20 protein-coding genes and 2 other annotated features are annotated in these 14,648 nt (G+C 38.4%); of the genes, 7 read left to right on the top strand and 13 right to left on the bottom strand.

Annotation, left to right across the window (positions count from 1 at the left end; translation table 11 throughout):
• Nucleotides 1-7: 7 nt before the first annotated feature.
• From CEF13_RS12765 to CEF13_RS12750, 4 genes are all read right to left on the bottom strand, one after another.
• Complete coding sequence (locus tag CEF13_RS12765; RefSeq protein ID WP_102711037.1) at nucleotides 8-1,003, bottom strand: aminoglycoside phosphotransferase family protein; 996 nt, start codon at nucleotides 1,001-1,003, stop codon at nucleotides 8-10.
• Between the two features lie 290 nt (nucleotides 1,004-1,293).
• Nucleotides 1,294-1,620, bottom strand: coding sequence for an antibiotic biosynthesis monooxygenase family protein (locus tag CEF13_RS12760; RefSeq protein ID WP_102711036.1), 327 nt, complete (start codon nucleotides 1,618-1,620; stop codon nucleotides 1,294-1,296).
• Between the two features lie 111 nt (nucleotides 1,621-1,731).
• Nucleotides 1,732-2,286, bottom strand: coding sequence for a signal peptidase I (gene lepB, locus CEF13_RS12755; protein WP_243864448.1), 555 nt, complete (start codon nucleotides 2,284-2,286; stop codon nucleotides 1,732-1,734).
• A gap of 9 nt (nucleotides 2,287-2,295) precedes the next feature.
• The gene (locus CEF13_RS12750) at nucleotides 2,296-2,823 is read right to left on the bottom strand and encodes an NUDIX hydrolase (protein ID WP_102711035.1); all 528 of its coding nucleotides are present in this window, start codon (nucleotides 2,821-2,823) and stop codon (nucleotides 2,296-2,298) included.
• Nucleotides 2,824-3,146: 323 nt separating this feature from the next.
• Between CEF13_RS12750 and CEF13_RS12745 the strand changes: the two genes are divergently transcribed.
• A complete protein-coding gene (locus CEF13_RS12745) occupies nucleotides 3,147-3,515 on the top strand; it encodes an NUDIX domain-containing protein (RefSeq protein ID WP_102711034.1) in 369 nt (122 codons plus the stop codon).
• Nucleotides 3,516-3,671: 156 nt separating this feature from the next.
• Here the strand turns inward: CEF13_RS12745 and CEF13_RS12740 are convergent, their stop codons facing one another.
• Both CEF13_RS12740 and CEF13_RS12735 read right to left on the bottom strand, forming a co-directional pair.
• On the bottom strand, nucleotides 3,672-4,241 hold the full coding sequence (locus CEF13_RS12740) for a maltose acetyltransferase domain-containing protein (RefSeq protein ID WP_102711033.1): 570 nt from the start codon (nucleotides 4,239-4,241) through the stop codon (nucleotides 3,672-3,674).
• 57 nt (nucleotides 4,242-4,298) lie between these two features.
• Entirely contained in the window at nucleotides 4,299-5,327 is a 1,029-nt protein-coding gene (locus CEF13_RS12735) for an ROK family transcriptional regulator (protein ID WP_102711032.1), read from the bottom strand.
• Between the two features lie 347 nt (nucleotides 5,328-5,674).
• On the opposite strand from CEF13_RS12735, the gene CEF13_RS12730 reads away from it, so the two are divergent.
• The 6 genes from CEF13_RS12730 to CEF13_RS12705 all read left to right on the top strand — a co-directional run bounded on the left by CEF13_RS12730 (nucleotide 5,675) and on the right by CEF13_RS12705 (nucleotide 8,431).
• A complete protein-coding gene (locus CEF13_RS12730; RefSeq protein WP_102711031.1) occupies nucleotides 5,675-5,950 on the top strand; it encodes a hypothetical protein in 276 nt (91 codons plus the stop codon).
• Nucleotides 5,951-6,115: 165 nt separating this feature from the next.
• A complete protein-coding gene (locus CEF13_RS12725) occupies nucleotides 6,116-6,361 on the top strand; it encodes a spore gernimation protein GerQ (RefSeq protein WP_102711030.1) in 246 nt (81 codons plus the stop codon).
• Nucleotides 6,362-6,374: 13 nt separating this feature from the next.
• Nucleotides 6,375-6,761 (top strand): spore coat protein, encoded by a 387-nt coding sequence (locus CEF13_RS12720; RefSeq protein WP_102711029.1) that lies wholly within the window; start codon nucleotides 6,375-6,377, stop codon nucleotides 6,759-6,761.
• Nucleotides 6,758-7,894 (top strand): zinc-dependent alcohol dehydrogenase, encoded by a 1,137-nt coding sequence (locus CEF13_RS12715; RefSeq protein ID WP_102711028.1) that lies wholly within the window; start codon nucleotides 6,758-6,760, stop codon nucleotides 7,892-7,894. The genes CEF13_RS12720 and CEF13_RS12715 overlap by 4 nt, the downstream gene beginning before the upstream one ends.
• 29 nt (nucleotides 7,895-7,923) lie before the next feature.
• Complete coding sequence (locus tag CEF13_RS12710; RefSeq protein ID WP_102711027.1) at nucleotides 7,924-8,130, top strand: hypothetical protein; 207 nt, start codon at nucleotides 7,924-7,926, stop codon at nucleotides 8,128-8,130.
• Nucleotides 8,131-8,134: 4 nt separating this feature from the next.
• Nucleotides 8,135-8,431, top strand: coding sequence for a spore coat protein (locus CEF13_RS12705; protein ID WP_102711026.1), 297 nt, complete (start codon nucleotides 8,135-8,137; stop codon nucleotides 8,429-8,431).
• 206 nt (nucleotides 8,432-8,637) lie between these two features.
• On the opposite strand, the gene CEF13_RS12700 is transcribed toward CEF13_RS12705, so the two are convergent.
• The 7 genes from CEF13_RS12700 to CEF13_RS12670 all read right to left on the bottom strand — a co-directional run bounded on the left by CEF13_RS12700 (nucleotide 8,638) and on the right by CEF13_RS12670 (nucleotide 14,619).
• Nucleotides 8,638-9,084, bottom strand: a complete 447-nt coding sequence (locus tag CEF13_RS12700; protein WP_102711025.1) for a DinB family protein — start codon at nucleotides 9,082-9,084, stop codon at nucleotides 8,638-8,640.
• Nucleotides 9,059-9,718 carry a bis(5'-nucleosyl)-tetraphosphatase (symmetrical) YqeK gene (gene yqeK, locus CEF13_RS12695; RefSeq protein WP_102711024.1) on the bottom strand — a complete coding sequence of 220 codons (660 nt, stop codon included), beginning with the start codon at nucleotides 9,716-9,718 and terminating at the stop codon, nucleotides 9,059-9,061. Before yqeK ends, CEF13_RS12700 begins: the two co-directional genes overlap by 26 nt.
• A gap of 68 nt (nucleotides 9,719-9,786) precedes the next feature.
• A complete protein-coding gene (locus CEF13_RS12690; RefSeq protein WP_102711023.1) occupies nucleotides 9,787-10,218 on the bottom strand; it encodes a VOC family protein in 432 nt (143 codons plus the stop codon).
• A gap of 184 nt (nucleotides 10,219-10,402) precedes the next feature.
• A complete protein-coding gene (locus CEF13_RS12685; protein WP_102711022.1) occupies nucleotides 10,403-11,404 on the bottom strand; it encodes a tryptophan--tRNA ligase in 1,002 nt (333 codons plus the stop codon).
• A gap of 46 nt (nucleotides 11,405-11,450) precedes the next feature.
• Nucleotides 11,451-11,695: a binding site (T-box leader), on the bottom strand.
• Nucleotides 11,696-11,776: 81 nt separating this feature from the next.
• Nucleotides 11,777-12,592, bottom strand: coding sequence for a GNAT family N-acetyltransferase (locus CEF13_RS12680; RefSeq protein WP_102711021.1), 816 nt, complete (start codon nucleotides 12,590-12,592; stop codon nucleotides 11,777-11,779).
• A gap of 46 nt (nucleotides 12,593-12,638) precedes the next feature.
• Nucleotides 12,639-12,876 (bottom strand) — a binding site (T-box leader).
• Between the two features lie 90 nt (nucleotides 12,877-12,966).
• Complete coding sequence (locus tag CEF13_RS12675) at nucleotides 12,967-13,845, bottom strand: class I SAM-dependent methyltransferase (protein ID WP_102711020.1); 879 nt, start codon at nucleotides 13,843-13,845, stop codon at nucleotides 12,967-12,969.
• A gap of 30 nt (nucleotides 13,846-13,875) precedes the next feature.
• Nucleotides 13,876-14,619: an alpha/beta fold hydrolase gene (locus CEF13_RS12670; protein ID WP_102716360.1), complete on the bottom strand. Its 744-nt coding sequence runs from the start codon at nucleotides 14,617-14,619 to the stop codon at nucleotides 13,876-13,878.
• Between the last annotated feature and the right edge of the window lie 29 nt (nucleotides 14,620-14,648).

The raw sequence follows: 14,648 nt of genomic DNA, 5'->3' as shown, positions 1-14,648 counted from the left end.
CAGAACGTCATTTATATAGGCTTACATATTCAGAGTACGCACGAAGATGTATTTCTTTCGCCCGTTTCTGAGTCATTTCTTTCACTTCGGGTACATTCTCAGCATCAACGTAATCAGCAAGAACATCTATCACATCATCGAGAAGCTTCGCTCTAAAATAAATCGCAACCCTTTCGAAAACTTCTTCACCTGCTGAGGCGATTAGCCTATTTTTCCAATGTGCCCAATCTTCTGAATGATACAACGGCCACAGCAGGACAGAGTAATCCATGGCTGCATCCCCTTCTCCTGCTAGACTATCCCAGTCGATAATCCAAAAATCAAAATTATCATTTGCTAAGACATTTTCCCAGTTCAGATCGTTATGAACCACATCAGTCGCTTTCTTCTGAAAAGAAGGCGTTTCCTTTACTATCTTTCTTAATTCTTCAATTTCTGACTCAAACCAATTTAAAGTGTCTTCTGTCACGAAGTAAAGTAAATGTTTCTCAGCTCGAATGACCTGTAAATCTTCTTCAAATCGATTTATGTATTCCTCAATAAAAGCATCTGAGTAAGTTGGCTTTGTGGGCACACTTGTCATTACCGTTTTGATGTTCTTATCCTTATGTAATCGGCTTAGCGCGTGAAGTACTTTTTCAATCACAGGTGCTGGATTCGAAAAGGAACTGAGTGGCTTTCCCTTAATGAATTCAAAAACTAAACCGTAACAATAACCTGTAATGATTTCTTGTGACACCTCTCTAATAAGTCGAGGCGCATTATAATTATTAGTCAGATAGTTACTTAGCAAGGCCCATTGTTTAAGACGAGGAGCATTTCGTTCCTGCACGAGTTTTAAATGCCGAATGGTTTCTCCATCAGATAAACGGAAGGACTGATTGACAAATCCTCCTGGATTCCAAATATACTTCGCTTCTATTTTCGAGCGAATTAGTCCTAAAGAATATGAATTTGCTTCGGCCCACTCTTTCACTTGATTTTCGGCTAGCTGTAAATTCATTAATAATCACCTGCCCTTACACCATATTCATATAGACCACCTTAGACTCTATGGAATACAGAAACCATAACGGCGATTAAATATATTAGTCGATTTCTAACTATGTAACAATATATATAAATTATACTTCATATTTCTATATTTGGTTGATTACACTCAATTATAATTAAAAATTACTACACATCAATAAACGCTGCTGCCAATCTGATCTGGCAGCAACGTTTATTGATGATGATGATGATTAAATTTATGCTCTAATTGAGTTAGTGATTAAACCATATTCGGCATGTTTAGACTTTCTCAAATCCATAATCTCGTTCAACCTTACAAACTCTTGTTTTATAAGTCAGATACCAATCAGAAATACCTTTTCTTTGAGCTACTAAGTGTCGTTCGTTTTGTTTCCATTTTTGTATCGCTTCAAGCGATTCCCAATAGGATACAGTAATACCTACTCCTTCTCTAGCACTTTCTACGCCGAGAAACCCTGGTTGGACGGATGCAAGCTTCTCCATTTCGTCGGCCATTTCCGCATATTCATTATCCCCATCTGTACGTTCAGATGTAAAAATCACAGCAAAATAAGGCGGTTGTGGTGTTTTAGCAATCTTACTCATGATGATTTCCCCCGTTTGTTGGCAGTTACGTTTACTACATCAACATTACTGCATGTAGTATCCTAATGTATAGCTTTAAACACTACAGCAATTGCATTTTTTCACTCATCTCTAATATCCGACTACTTTCCCTACTATTTCTTCTTTTCGAAATCCAGCTGCTGATTGACTGTCGTTCATACCTCTCCAGCGGATATCTGCCAAGATAAAGTATTCTTTTTCATTTAATTGTAAGGGAATATCCATTGAGTCATTGGTTTGGGTCGAGTAATCTTTTCCATAGAACGTGTCTAATTTATTTCCATTAATATAAACCTGACCCTTTTTTATAATTATAGTCTCACCAGGAAGACCTACAATTCTTGCAATATCCGTATCCTGATTTATATTGTTCTTTGTCTTGAAAACAACAATATCACCACGGGAAACTTCGTTTTTGTCATAGTAATCATAATCGACCAACACTTCCTGATTCATTCCGAGAGGATGAGGCGAATCATAACCATTCACTACCATACCATCTGTTTCTACTTTCTTCTTCGTTAAGGATTGATCCGAGTTCTCTAAAGCCTTTATCTTCTTATCTGTAATGCTGTCTGTGATTGTATCATTGCAACCGTTTAGAATTATTGTAAAGGTAAGGAGAAAAGAAATAACTATAATCATCCTTTTTAACTATTTCACTCCTAGAAAGAACAATTTAACAGCTTCTTGAAGGACAATCTGATCTCTTAAAATCATAAATTTTGATGAGTAATCATCACAGCTCTGAATGGAATCATTCATTTTTTCTAATGCCCTCTCTATTGCCATCCATTCGACAACCATTCCACTTTTCATCTCATCGTCGCTTAAATTGATATCTTTATTTTTTTTAATCGCTTTTGCTACAAAACAATAGGAATATTGAAAGAAATTATTTTTGTTCTTATGCTCTTCGATGTAGCCTAAATTACCAATTATTTCAGCAGAGAAGCCTGTTTCCTCCCTTATTTCACGTAAAAAGGCCTCTTCCTTCGTTTCACCCTTCTCGATTCCACCGCCAGGTAGTTTATAAAGATCCATTCGCGACATATACAACATTGCAACATTATTATGGTTATCAATTAGAACGCCTCTGGAAGCAAATCGAGAAACCGTATTGATGAATTCAGGGGCTCCACGTAAGAAATCACTATCAGTTAAGCGGTAAATTAAACGCAATGTAATCACCTTCTTTGAGGTTGATATAAAAGATTGTTGAAAGTAGTCAAAACGAAGTGCGTCAGATAATAGAAGTGGTATCCTATCTAATTTAGCGGGTCGTTAACGCGGCGATTTCTGAAGTTAATTCTTTTATTTATGCTCTATTCTGAATTTTTTTTGCTATCATAGGTGTATGTTATAATAGTGGTTCCGTTTCTTAGAATTGTACAAACAACTGGATAAACAACTTAGCAAACATAAGAATGTAAGATACTTAATCATACAACCACACAATCATTCAAATCTGCGTAATTGCTAATCCAAAACGGGAGGTTCGACCAATGATTGCTCAAGGAATAATCGTTCAAGGTAATAGTGTATTGATGGTCAAGCAGTTTGTCCAACGAGGGGACCTCGTTTGGAATTTTCCAGGTGGTGGCATCGAAGATAACGAAACCTCTGAACAAGCTTGTATCAGAGAAGTAAAAGAAGAAACTGGATATGACGTTCGGATAACAAAACTACTACATGAAAAGAACGAAAAATACACTTATTTAGCCGAAATCATTGGCGGAGAACTTTTTCTTGATACAGTGAACGAATATAACCAAGATATCGTTGAAATTGCATGGATTAACTTAGATGACAATGATAAATTTGATTCTTTTACCACCCCTATGTTGAATCTATATTTGGAGAATGCAGGCTAATTTCAAAAAAATGTTTTGCTCTTGAGCACCTCTGCTCATAATTCCAATGGATCAATTATACCTCATTTGATCTAATAACTGGGTTTTATTGGAGAATCAGGTGAGCTTAGAGGTAAGGCCTACGGGAACGCTCTGTTGCGTCTCGTAGGCCTTAATTTATTTCATCAATATTTCAATTTGTTTTATTACCTTCGCGGGATTTCCACCTACTACTACATTATCAGGTACATCTTTGGTAACGATTGCTCCGGAAGCGATTACGACATTATTGCCTATTTTAACGCCTGGGTTTATGACGGCTCTCCCGCCTATCCATACATTATGTCCAATTGTTACGGATTTCCCGAATTCTGCACCCGTTATTCTTTCCTGTGCATTTAATGGGTGAGTCGCCGTATAGATGTGCACTCCTGGTGCAATGAAGCAATTATCACCTATCCGGATTTCACAAACATCCAAAAACACACAATCAAAATTAGCATAGAAGTTTTCGCCAACATGAATGTTATAGCCATAATCACAACGAAATGTTGGTTCAACGAATAAATGGTTACCAGTCGAACCAAACAATTCTTTAAGTAATTCCGTTCTTTTGCTATTTTCCGTTTCTAGTGTTTGGTTATATAACCGGGTAAGCCTTCGAGCGTTTAGTCTCTCCTTTACTAAAACCTCGTCTCCAGCATGATAAAGCTCTCCATTTATCATTTTCTCTTTTTCTGATTTCACTCCGAACCACTCCTAGTATTTGTTTGTATTTATTTAATAAGAAACCTAATATTCATACTATATTCTTGTTCCAGAGATCATAAGATCAAGTCCGAGCTTCTGTAATCCATATAAATAATCTTGTTTCCAGTCGCTTTTTATTAGTTCTGGAAGATGTTCTGCCGGAATATATACTGCACTTCTAACTGCTATTTGGTTGATCGTTGATTCGGTCAATTCATCGTTACAAAAGATAATCGTGTGTGGGTTCACTATAGCTGAGAACGAAGCAACCAACCGGCTAATAGCATCAATCTCACTTTCCTCACGAAGATTGGCTGTTCCGCTTCCATTGTTTAAAGCTTGCAGAAAGTTTCTATCATCATACTGAGGGACAAATGAAACCTCCCCAGAGAAAAACGTACTACCTCGAACCACATCTCCATTGATCATAATGCCGGCACCCGGACCATTTTGGCCTAAGTATAGATAGATCAAGGATGATGATTGGTCTTTATTTCCCCAATTATCGTTATATCCAAGGACGGCAGCATTCATATCGTTTTCTACAACGACAGGAATAGATAAACGATCTTCGAAGTATCCTTTCATATCAAAATCATGAAACTGCTCATAGCTTGGTATATAAATAATTCGACCATTTTTGACCGAACCCGGTACGCCAATAGACAAGGAATTGATCTTCGGATAATTTTCAATAATGTTTTCAATATGCTTCGCTAAGCTGTTAACGTCATCCATTAACACACTCGAAGTATTCCCTTGTTCCTTCACTTCTCCCAGACAATTAAAAATCGTGTAGTTTGTTTCTGTCTTTTCCAAAAAAATAGCTAAACCCAGCATATACTCTGGATTGTATGCATATCTTTTTGCTCTTCTTCCGCCGCTAGAATCATCGATTCCAACTAATAGCAGCTCCCCGTCCTTTTCCATTTGGGTGAGAAACTTACTTATGGTGGGGAAGCTAATACCCAATTTGTGACTTAATTCAACCTTCGTAGCACTTCCAAGTGCTAGAAGAGCTGCTCGTATACCCCGAAGGATAACCTGCTTTATCTCTTTTGGATTTGAAAGTAACTCATTCACTGTAATCACCACCTTTTAGCGCGACACTTATTAAACGTATTTAATAAGTTACAATAATAATATCAAAAAATCATAATAAAGAAAAGGCAACTTGATTTTTTACGGCATTATACCGGTTGACTTAAAACCTAAAACTCAATTCCCTCATCAGTTAAGATCAGTTCGTTTCCAGTTGGAAACAATATTAAATTATAAAAAGACTGAGATCACTCTTCAACCCCTTATTTCCTAATATTTATTAGAGAGACTGTGCTTTGGCCGCGTTTCAGGAATAATAAAAGAATCTCTTTCTCATAATAATATTTGGATTAAAATCCATCACAGAGATTAAGGGAGGAGGAATAACCTTGCCTAATAATGACAAAATAGATCTTGCAACTAAAGATTCAAGAAAAGCTGCGGATGCCGCTCTTCATTCCAGAGGAAACGAACTTGAGCAACATGCACAAAACGCTGTTTCTGAAGTGCAAACGGCTTTAGATCAGGCTATCCAATCAGTTAGTCAAGCAGCAACAAACCCTCAAGCTTTGGAAGATGCGCGTAAGCAAATAACTCAGGCAGAGGAATTTTTAGATCAAGCACAAACATCAGCCAATGCGTTGAACCTACCAACTCAACAATAGCTGAACCGCTCCTCTCCAGCCATCAGTATTTTACTATAGGTTTCGAAATATTACGCCATTATGAAAATCCGGAGGTCTTTATCTCCGGATCATGTGATTTTGGCATAAACCAAAAGGGTTAGGAAAAACTATCTCAGAAAAAAATATGGAGGTAATTATTTCACTATGCATACACAAACCTTAGCCCCGCATGAATCAATGGAGCTTCACGAAGCGCTTAATTTTAAAACGCTCTGTTTAGCTAAATCAAAACTTATGCAAGGTATCGTGTTTGACCAAGAGCTCAAAAATTTAATGCAAAAAGATGTCGTGCAATCCATCCAAGCTATCGCTGATTTGCAAGCCATTTATGCAAGGGCACCTTTCCAAGCTCCTCTCCTTCAAAATCGTCCCACTCCTATCTTAAACTAAAGGGGAAAATCAAATGAATAACGATTATTTAGACCCTATAAATGCATTAAATATGCCCGAAATGGCAGATATGACCTTTGCCATGGACTTCCTTATGCGTGCCAAAGAGGGAGTAAGAAATACGGCGATTGCCCTTACTGAAACGGCTTCGCCGGATGCAAGAGCTTTGCTGCGCAATCAACTAAAGCAAGGAATCGCTATGCACCAGGAAATTTCCGATCTAATGATGCGCAAGAAATGGTTTCATCCTTATGAGCTCAATGAACAGTACCAGTTGGACCAGCTTTCAGCGAAAAATACGGTCATGATCGGACAAATGAATTTGTTCCCTGAGGATACAAGTCGCAAAGGGATGTTCGATCGTACGCCAGATGAACACATTGGGGGAAATTATGCATGAAAGCCGTAACGTATCAAGGGATTAAGAATGTTGTCGTTAAAGAAGTGCCGGACCCTAAGATTGAGAAGCCTGACGATATGATCGTAAGAATGACCAGTACGGCTATTTGCGGATCTGACCTCCATCTTATTCACGGGATGATACCCAATCTTCAGGAAAATTATGTTATCGGACACGAGCCTATGGGGATCGTAGAAGAGGTTGGCCCTGGAGTTACTAAACTAAAGATAGGCGACCGGGTAATTATCCCGTTCAACATTGCCTGTGGAGATTGCTTTTACTGCAAAAACCAACTGGAAAGCCAATGTGACAATTCGAACGAGAACGGGGATATGGGTGCTTACTTTGGATACTCTGGAACGACCGGCGGTTATCCTGGCGGACAAGCCGAATATTTGCGTGTGCCTTTCGCCAATTTTACCCACTTCAAAATTCCCGAAAGCTGTGAGGAACCAGACGAAAAGCTTTGTCTGATAGCTGATGCGATGACGACGGCGTTTTGGAGCGTAGATAACTCCGGAGTGAAGAACGGAGATACAGTGATCGTGCTTGGCTGCGGCCCGGTGGGACTTCTCGCTCAGAAGTTTGCCTGGCTGAAAGGCGCAAAGAGGGTCATAGCTGTAGACTATGTTGATTATCGATTACAGCATGCGAAGCGTACGAATAATGTGGAAATTGTCAATTTCGAGCAAGAGCAAAATATCGGCAACCATCTCAAGGAAATCACCAAAGGCGGAGCCGATGTCGTGATTGATGCGGTCGGAATGGATGGCAAAATGAGTGATCTTGAATTTCTTGCAAGCGGATTGAAACTGCAAGGGGGAACACTGGGTCCCTTGGTCATTGCATCCCAGGCTGTCCGCAAGTGTGGAACGATCCAAATCACAGGGGTATATGGCGGACGCTATAATGGATTTCCGCTTGGCGACATTATGCAGCGCAACGTTAACATTCGTTCCGGTCAAGCTCCGGTTATTCATTACATGCCGTATATGTACGAGTTGATCACTTCAGGCAAAGTGAATCCAGGCGATATTGTAACACATGTTATTCCACTAAGTGAAGCGACACGTGGATATGAGGTGTTCGACACGAAGACGGACGATTGCATCAAAGTTATTCTGAAGCCGTGATTAATGATTTGATACAGGAGGAAATCCAATTGAATACGACATACGCCTTACACGAAACTCTGGAGGTTCATGAAGTAGCCGCTTTCAAAACGGTATGCATGACGAAATCCAAAACCATGCAGGTTCTAGTGTCAGACCCGGAGCTGCAGCAAATATTAAAACATGACATTCAGTTATCCACGCAGCAGCTTCAAGAACTCAGTGGACTGCTGTCTAAATCACAGCAAGGGAGTTGATAGGATGAACCCAATCTTGGAACATATGACGGGAATGAACACATTAACGGATGAAGTCATTGCAATGGATTTTCTCATTAACGCCAAAAGCGCGATCAGAAACTACGCTATGGCCGTCACAGAATGTGCCACTCCTGAAATCAAAACGATTTTAGTTAAACAGCTTGAGGAAGCCATCGACACTCATGAGATGATCACCAGCTACATGATGCAACGAGGCTTATATCACCCTTACAATGTTAACGAGCAAATTCAGTTAGATCTGCAAAACATTCAGATCGCTATGAATATTCCTTCCTGACATTCAGCGGGGAATTTTAGTGCTGCTTCTACGTGTTGAGTATCAAAAAAAAGATTCGGGTCACTGTAATTTATCTAAACCCAAAGTACATTTTGACCTCAAAAAATACATCAGTTTAGAAAGACAAAGCCACTCCTGAAAATGGAGTGGTTTAGTCTTCGCCATAGCCTTCAGATTTATAGACTCGGTGAGGATATGGTTGTACGCTATCTTACAAAAATAATATAATCAGTGCTAATTGGTTCAAAACCTTCTGCTCGAAGTCGCGAGTTAATTTGTCCTCGATGATACTGACCATGAAGCGCTACATGAGTTAAAATATCTCTTATAGAAGACGTAAACGTATTTCCTGTACTATTTGTATATGTTATTAAGTTATCCAGGTCAGTTTCTGCTATTTCAGTAAGAAATGCCTTGAAGCTTTCTTCATTTTGTTTAATAAGTTTTGCACAGACTGTTAGATCACCTTCCGACCAGATGGGCATTTGCGAACTGTCCATTCCTTGTAGTCTAGTTAGCCATACCTGTTCAGCATTTAAAATATGAGTAAATAAACGCAGCTGCTGCTCCTCAACGTTGTTCTTTTGCAATGTTTCTAAAATACGTTCATTAGCCCAATATAAATGTTCAAACATCTTTTGAATGGTTTTCAATGATTCCGCCTCCTACTTTGTCGATCTCTTCATTAGTTAATTCATAATAGGCATCTCTTAACCATGGATGTATCACTCTTAATGTTTCGCGTTTCTGCCAAAGATAATTAATATAGGAATAAGAGGCAATTTCTATAGATTTCTCAAGAGCCTCCGTTATTTCTTTGATGTAGGGAGGAATTCCATGTTGGTCCCATTCTATTTTATCAGCAACGAATAAAACTTTATCCAGAAGCGTTGAGTTCTTCCTCAATGTTGTATGACAGCCTATTGCGTTCAAAATGGCGTCATTTTTGATATTAAATAAATCCCGAGCCATACTTTGTGATATTTTTTGATGAATGATCATCGGAAATATTTCTTCTTCTTGTAAAATTTCAATTCCTAGCTGACGAGCAATAGAAATTCTAATTTCATTCGGAAAGACAGCACTAATATCGTGTAAATAACCCGCATACTCAGCTTCAATAGGGTCAGCACCAAACGTTATTGCAATTCTCTTCGCTGCACCCCCAACCTTCAAGCTATGAAGAGCGGTCTGTTCACAGCCATTTCTGGATAAGAAATTAGAAACATCTTCACTTAAGTTACCTGTCAACTGGCTTATCAATAACTCCGAATAAGCAGTATGCATGCATAATCCCCTCCTCCCACTTATCCTGAGCACAATTCGGATAAATGTGAAGTATCATTTAATACATGTTATACGTTTTGCCATGCCGTATACTTATTTCCATCTGGATCAAAAAAATAAAATGATCCTCCACAGCTGCCACTATCCTTAAGCTCGGATACCCTTGCACCACTATCCTTCATTTGCCTATAAAGCTCATTTATTTGGTTCACTTCAAAACAAATGGCTTCCATTTCATGTTCTTCATTATTCTCATCCCAATCATGTGTCACAAAATTCGAAGATTGTTTTTCTCTTGTCTCCAAGAAATATATACCTTGTCCAGAAGCAAGCTTCACATTCCCTTTGGGTGATAACGTAATTAATCCATGTTTCATAAAAAACTCTTTTGCCGTCTCAGCATTTGTTACTGGGATGTAGACGCATTCAATTCGTTTCAACAAAGCCTGTTTATGTGGATACTTTGTTTCTAATGCATTTTTTAACTCCATTTTTTCCATCTCATCACACTCCATTCTCAAATTGGAACACGACCGTTCAAATTATTGCACGCTTGACCTTTTGATGGCTCTGAGCAACGAAATGAATCATGATTTCGTTTCCAATTGTATTCGGAAGGATTTAGAAAAACCCCTTCTTTTTCCTGCCATAATCATTAAACTAACCATTTTCATTAAAAATTTCTTAAACATATCGTCCAATTTGTTTTTTCACTTTTTCTAATAAAGGAGCCGCTATAGCTCTTGCTTTCTGAGCTCCATGGGAAAGAATAGCATCAATTTGTTCTGGATTGGCAAGGAGCTCATCATATTTATTGCGAGGTCGCTCCAAGAATGAATTCATTACCTGAAATAATTCATTCTTCGCCTCTCCCCAGCTAATTCCACTTTCAAATCTGTTTCTCATTCTTGCAACTTGATCTTGTTCCGCAAACTCCGAATATAAAGTGAAAATACTTGAGCTATCTGGATTTTTCGGCTCAGTTGGAGGAATGGAGTCCGTTTTTATTTTATTAATAAGTTTCGACAACATATCTGACGATTCGAATAAGGGGATCGTGTTATTGTAGCTTTTACTCATTTTCCTACCGTCGAGACCTGGAATTACAGCAGTATTATCGTCAACTAAATAATGAGGCAGTTTGAATGCCTCTCCAAATGTACGATTAAAGCTCTCAGCAATATCTCGTGCTATTTCAACATGCTGTATTTGATCTTTACCCACTGGAACGAGATCAGACTGAAAGAGAAGAATATCTGCAGCCATTAGTATTGGGTATGTAAATAACCCCATATTTACTCCTGTATCGGGATCTATTTCGCTTTGTTCATTCATGTCTCTGATAGCCTTATAGGCATGGGCACGATTCATTAGTCCTTTGGAGGCTGTACAAGATAAAATCCAGCTCAATTCAAAAATCTCAGGCACATCTGATTGTCTATAAAAGACAACTTTCTCTGGGTCTAAACCCAAAGCCAACCAAGTAGCAGCAATTCCATATGATAACTGATTAAACTCATTTCGATCCTGAATAAATGTTAATCCGTGATAATCTGCTATAAAATAAAGCGATGTGTAATCAGTATGGTTAGCGAGTTGCAGCGCCGGTTTTATTGCACCGATATAATTACCGATGTGAACCTTTCCCGTCGGTTTAATGCCGGTTAAAACAATTTTATTTGCCATCACTAACACTCCTCATTTATAAAATAAAAAGAGGTTTCTCGTCCTGTATAAGGACGGGAAACCCCGTGGTACCACCTTCATTAGCCCGTTTCAGACGGACTCACTTTAACGTATCTAAACTAGGTTTTAATACGTGTCTCTTGTAACGATGAGACTTTCGCCAGAGCCTACAAAATCATTTTCGGTCTGGATGCTCAGAAGCCCAATTCAACATAATTTCTACACTGATTCGCACCAACCATCAGCTCTCTGAGAATCCCTTATGTTTACTCTCTTCATCATCGCACGAATGTTATTTGTTGTAAGAATATTACACATAAAGTATTTTGTCAATTATGGTCAATTGTTTAATTTCATTAAGTCATGGACCAATCATAAAGCAGAAAATCTGATGTCCATGATTTGCCCGCCCTCCACAAATCCAATATTTTTATAGACCTTATTGGAATCCGGATTTGTTAAATCCGCATACAACATAGGTATCAAATGCTCACGCTCTAGCAGCAAGCATAATTCAGCCACAATTGCACTTGCATACCCCTTCTTTCTCATCGATGGCGGTGTAAATACAGCATTGATTCGTCCATGTCTTGGTGAACGGTGTGCAATGTTAGCCATCGATACAGGAAATCCATCTACAATCCAAAGGTATAGGTTGCCTGCATCAATTGCCTCCATAGCAGCTGGTCTTTGACTTTTTGGATCAACTGAAATGCCATATGCTCCTTCTGAGAATCCGGCCATAAACTGAGCTACTATTTCAATGTCCCGACTCATAGCTCGTTGTATTTCCCCTCTAACATTCGTAGGTTTTTTAACGATAGGACAAAAATAAGATTCCATATTCATTTTGGTATCATAATGGAGGTTATTTATCTTTGAATAATCTTGTGCAAATTTTTTGGCGGTTTCAATATCACCAGTTACTCCAGATAAACGATGATCTTTCAAATGATCGATTAATTCCTTCATCATAGCTTTCTCTTCGTCGACATTCACTTCCTTTGAAATCCACAACCAGCCGTTGTGTCCGGGCGTTTGAGTAAAAATCATTTGGCCATCGGGTGTTTTTAGACATAATGAATGCTCTGATTCTGTAATACGATGTACTAAATTGTACTGAACTTCATTGCTTAGAAACGGTTTTCCTCCAAAAACAGGATCATTCTGAACAAGATTTTCTAACATACTCTTCCTCCTCGTTTTTGTGTGAAGACGTAAAAAACTCCGTCCCATAAGGGACGGAGTTGATCCGCGTTACCACCCTGATTGGTGTAAACGAAATACACCCTTCTTTGCCATCATCCTACAATGATGCTCCTTTATAACGGTAGGATTCCGGGTCCGCCTACTTTAAGTTTCGGAGACCTGCTCTGAGGTGATTTTTCAAATCCCGTCACTGACTGCTTCGCACCTACCAGCAGTTCTCTGTGCAGCTCCCGGATTCTAATTGTCCTCTTCTTCGCATTTTTGGATAAGTTTTTTCCATTCTATAGTTTAAAGAATTTTCTGTCAATTACAATGTAAGAAGTAACTCTGAGTGGAGGACACTTCTTATACCATTATCTTTTCACATTACCAAAAGTTATTTTCATATTAGGAGCATAGGTTAAAGAAGAAGATATTCCAAACAGCTTCGAAAATAATAATTGTGCCTCATATTGATTCCGTGCTTCATCGTGGGATAATCCCCGATTAATTAAATTATGGATCACTTCATCTGAATCTCCAGGTAATTCTCCTAATCCCTCCTCAATTAAAGAACTATAAAGTTTTTCCTTACTCGGCATATCCATGTTTGGATCTAGAAAATTAACCTTATCACTTACTCTGCATTCCACATTACTCAAACCCAATTCACTTAAATATAAGGGTAATTTCATTCCAATATTGCCGTCCTTACCCGTTCTTCCGAAATCTTTCTCGTACAGCCTTTGCAATATGCCCAGCTGGATTAATTTAGACTGCTCCTGATCATCTAGATTGTAATTAGACATATTTGCAATCCAATGGGGTTCGAAGCAAATCACCCTTCCGTCATTTACAACACTATCGATCATTTTCTGAAGAGCTCTCTTCGAATCCGTCATATGTAGTAGAAATGCATGACACAAGGCTATGTCATACTTTCGATCTATACTAATTTCTTCAATATCACTAACGAAAAACTCAGTCGTATAAGGCAGACTTCGAAAAACCTCTTTCGCCTTACTTATTAAATCGCTTCCCTTATCCATTCCCGTATAGGTTGATCCGTTAGGTAAAAGAGGCAGCAGCTTCAACCCCACATATCCATAGCCACACCCATAGTCGATCATATTCACCGGTTTATCTATCTTCCAGACCGATTTTACCAAAAACTCTAAATAATCATCATTGTAATACAACCCTCGAGTATTTCTTAAATATTCAATCTGTTTGTCCCAATAATAATCCGACATCTTCTATGCTCCTTTTTTTAAACTAGAAGTTTAATAGCAATCAGATTTTAACATTTTTTTAATTGCATTAATTACGATATGAGGCTCGTCGTTCTGAATATAATGCGTGCTATTGTGTGCAATGATCATTTCACTATTTTCAGATATTTCGAGCATTTCCGTTTGAAGCTTATGCCACAATTTTTGTGCTTCCTTGGAGTAATGAGCTTTCTTTCCAGCAGATATTACAATTAAAGGGATGCTTCCAAGATGTCTTTTATTTTGTTTTAATTGATATAAACTATCCATAAATTCATCATATGTACTTTCAGAAACAAATTGATTATTGTAAGCTTCTTGAAATTCCTTGGACATGTACGGAAGAAATCTATCCCTATAGTCTTCTGGTGTTGAGTCAACCAAAACAATGCCACTCACATTTTCAGGAAACTGCGAGGCATACATCCGAACGTTTATTCCTCCGAATGAGTGACCAACTAATACATACGGAGGTTTTAATTTAGAGGCTGTTAAAAGTTGATCCAATTCATTCACCATTTCTTTAGTCGTACGAGGATTTGGGCTTTTTTCGCTTCTCCCTAATCCAGCTCGATCATAAACAAGTACTTTAGTTGATTTCGCGATTTCAGGAACGATAAGATTCCAAACTTTCGAATCATCTCCGTAACCAGAATCCATAATAACTGTTGGATTACCTTTGTTTTCACCATAAGTTTCGGAATATAAGCTAAATCCATTTAGATCAACAAGTTTTTCCTCAAACAGTTTAGACATTCTAATAGCCACAGAGTCCTCCTCATATC

Origin of the sequence: Paenibacillus castaneae (assembly GCF_002884445.1) — a bacterium.
Taxonomy (GTDB): Bacteria; Bacillota; Bacilli; order Paenibacillales; family Paenibacillaceae; genus Pristimantibacillus; species Pristimantibacillus castaneae.
The sequence above is the reverse complement of the archived record's forward strand: the minus strand, read 5'-3'. Positions and strand labels throughout refer to the sequence as shown.

Excerpts from the sequence above, each read along its gene's own strand:
- yqeK (WP_102711024.1), bottom strand. The coding sequence starts at position 9,718 with ATGCATACTGCTTATTCGGAGTTATTGATAAGCCAGTTGACAGGTAAC.
- CEF13_RS12725 (WP_102711030.1), top strand. The coding sequence starts at position 6,116 with ATGCATACACAAACCTTAGCCCCGCATGAATCAATGGAGCTTCACGAA.
- CEF13_RS12720 (WP_102711029.1), top strand. The coding sequence starts at position 6,375 with ATGAATAACGATTATTTAGACCCTATAAATGCATTAAATATGCCCGAA.
- CEF13_RS12685 (WP_102711022.1), bottom strand. The coding sequence starts at position 11,404 with ATGGCAAATAAAATTGTTTTAACCGGCATTAAACCGACGGGAAAGGTT.
- CEF13_RS12675 (WP_102711020.1), bottom strand. The coding sequence starts at position 13,845 with ATGTCGGATTATTATTGGGACAAACAGATTGAATATTTAAGAAATACT.
- CEF13_RS12760 (WP_102711036.1), bottom strand. The coding sequence starts at position 1,620 with ATGAGTAAGATTGCTAAAACACCACAACCGCCTTATTTTGCTGTGATT.
- CEF13_RS12745 (WP_102711034.1), top strand. The coding sequence starts at position 3,147 with ATGATTGCTCAAGGAATAATCGTTCAAGGTAATAGTGTATTGATGGTC.
- CEF13_RS12715 (WP_102711028.1), top strand. The coding sequence starts at position 6,758 with ATGAAAGCCGTAACGTATCAAGGGATTAAGAATGTTGTCGTTAAAGAA.
- CEF13_RS12670 (WP_102716360.1), bottom strand. The coding sequence starts at position 14,619 with ATGTCTAAACTGTTTGAGGAAAAACTTGTTGATCTAAATGGATTTAGC.
- lepB (WP_243864448.1), bottom strand. The coding sequence starts at position 2,286 with ATGATTATAGTTATTTCTTTTCTCCTTACCTTTACAATAATTCTAAAC.
- CEF13_RS12765 (WP_102711037.1), bottom strand. The coding sequence starts at position 1,003 with ATGAATTTACAGCTAGCCGAAAATCAAGTGAAAGAGTGGGCCGAAGCA.
- CEF13_RS12705 (WP_102711026.1), top strand. The coding sequence starts at position 8,135 with ATGAACCCAATCTTGGAACATATGACGGGAATGAACACATTAACGGAT.
- CEF13_RS12680 (WP_102711021.1), bottom strand. The coding sequence starts at position 12,592 with ATGTTAGAAAATCTTGTTCAGAATGATCCTGTTTTTGGAGGAAAACCG.
- CEF13_RS12690 (WP_102711023.1), bottom strand. The coding sequence starts at position 10,218 with ATGGAAAAAATGGAGTTAAAAAATGCATTAGAAACAAAGTATCCACAT.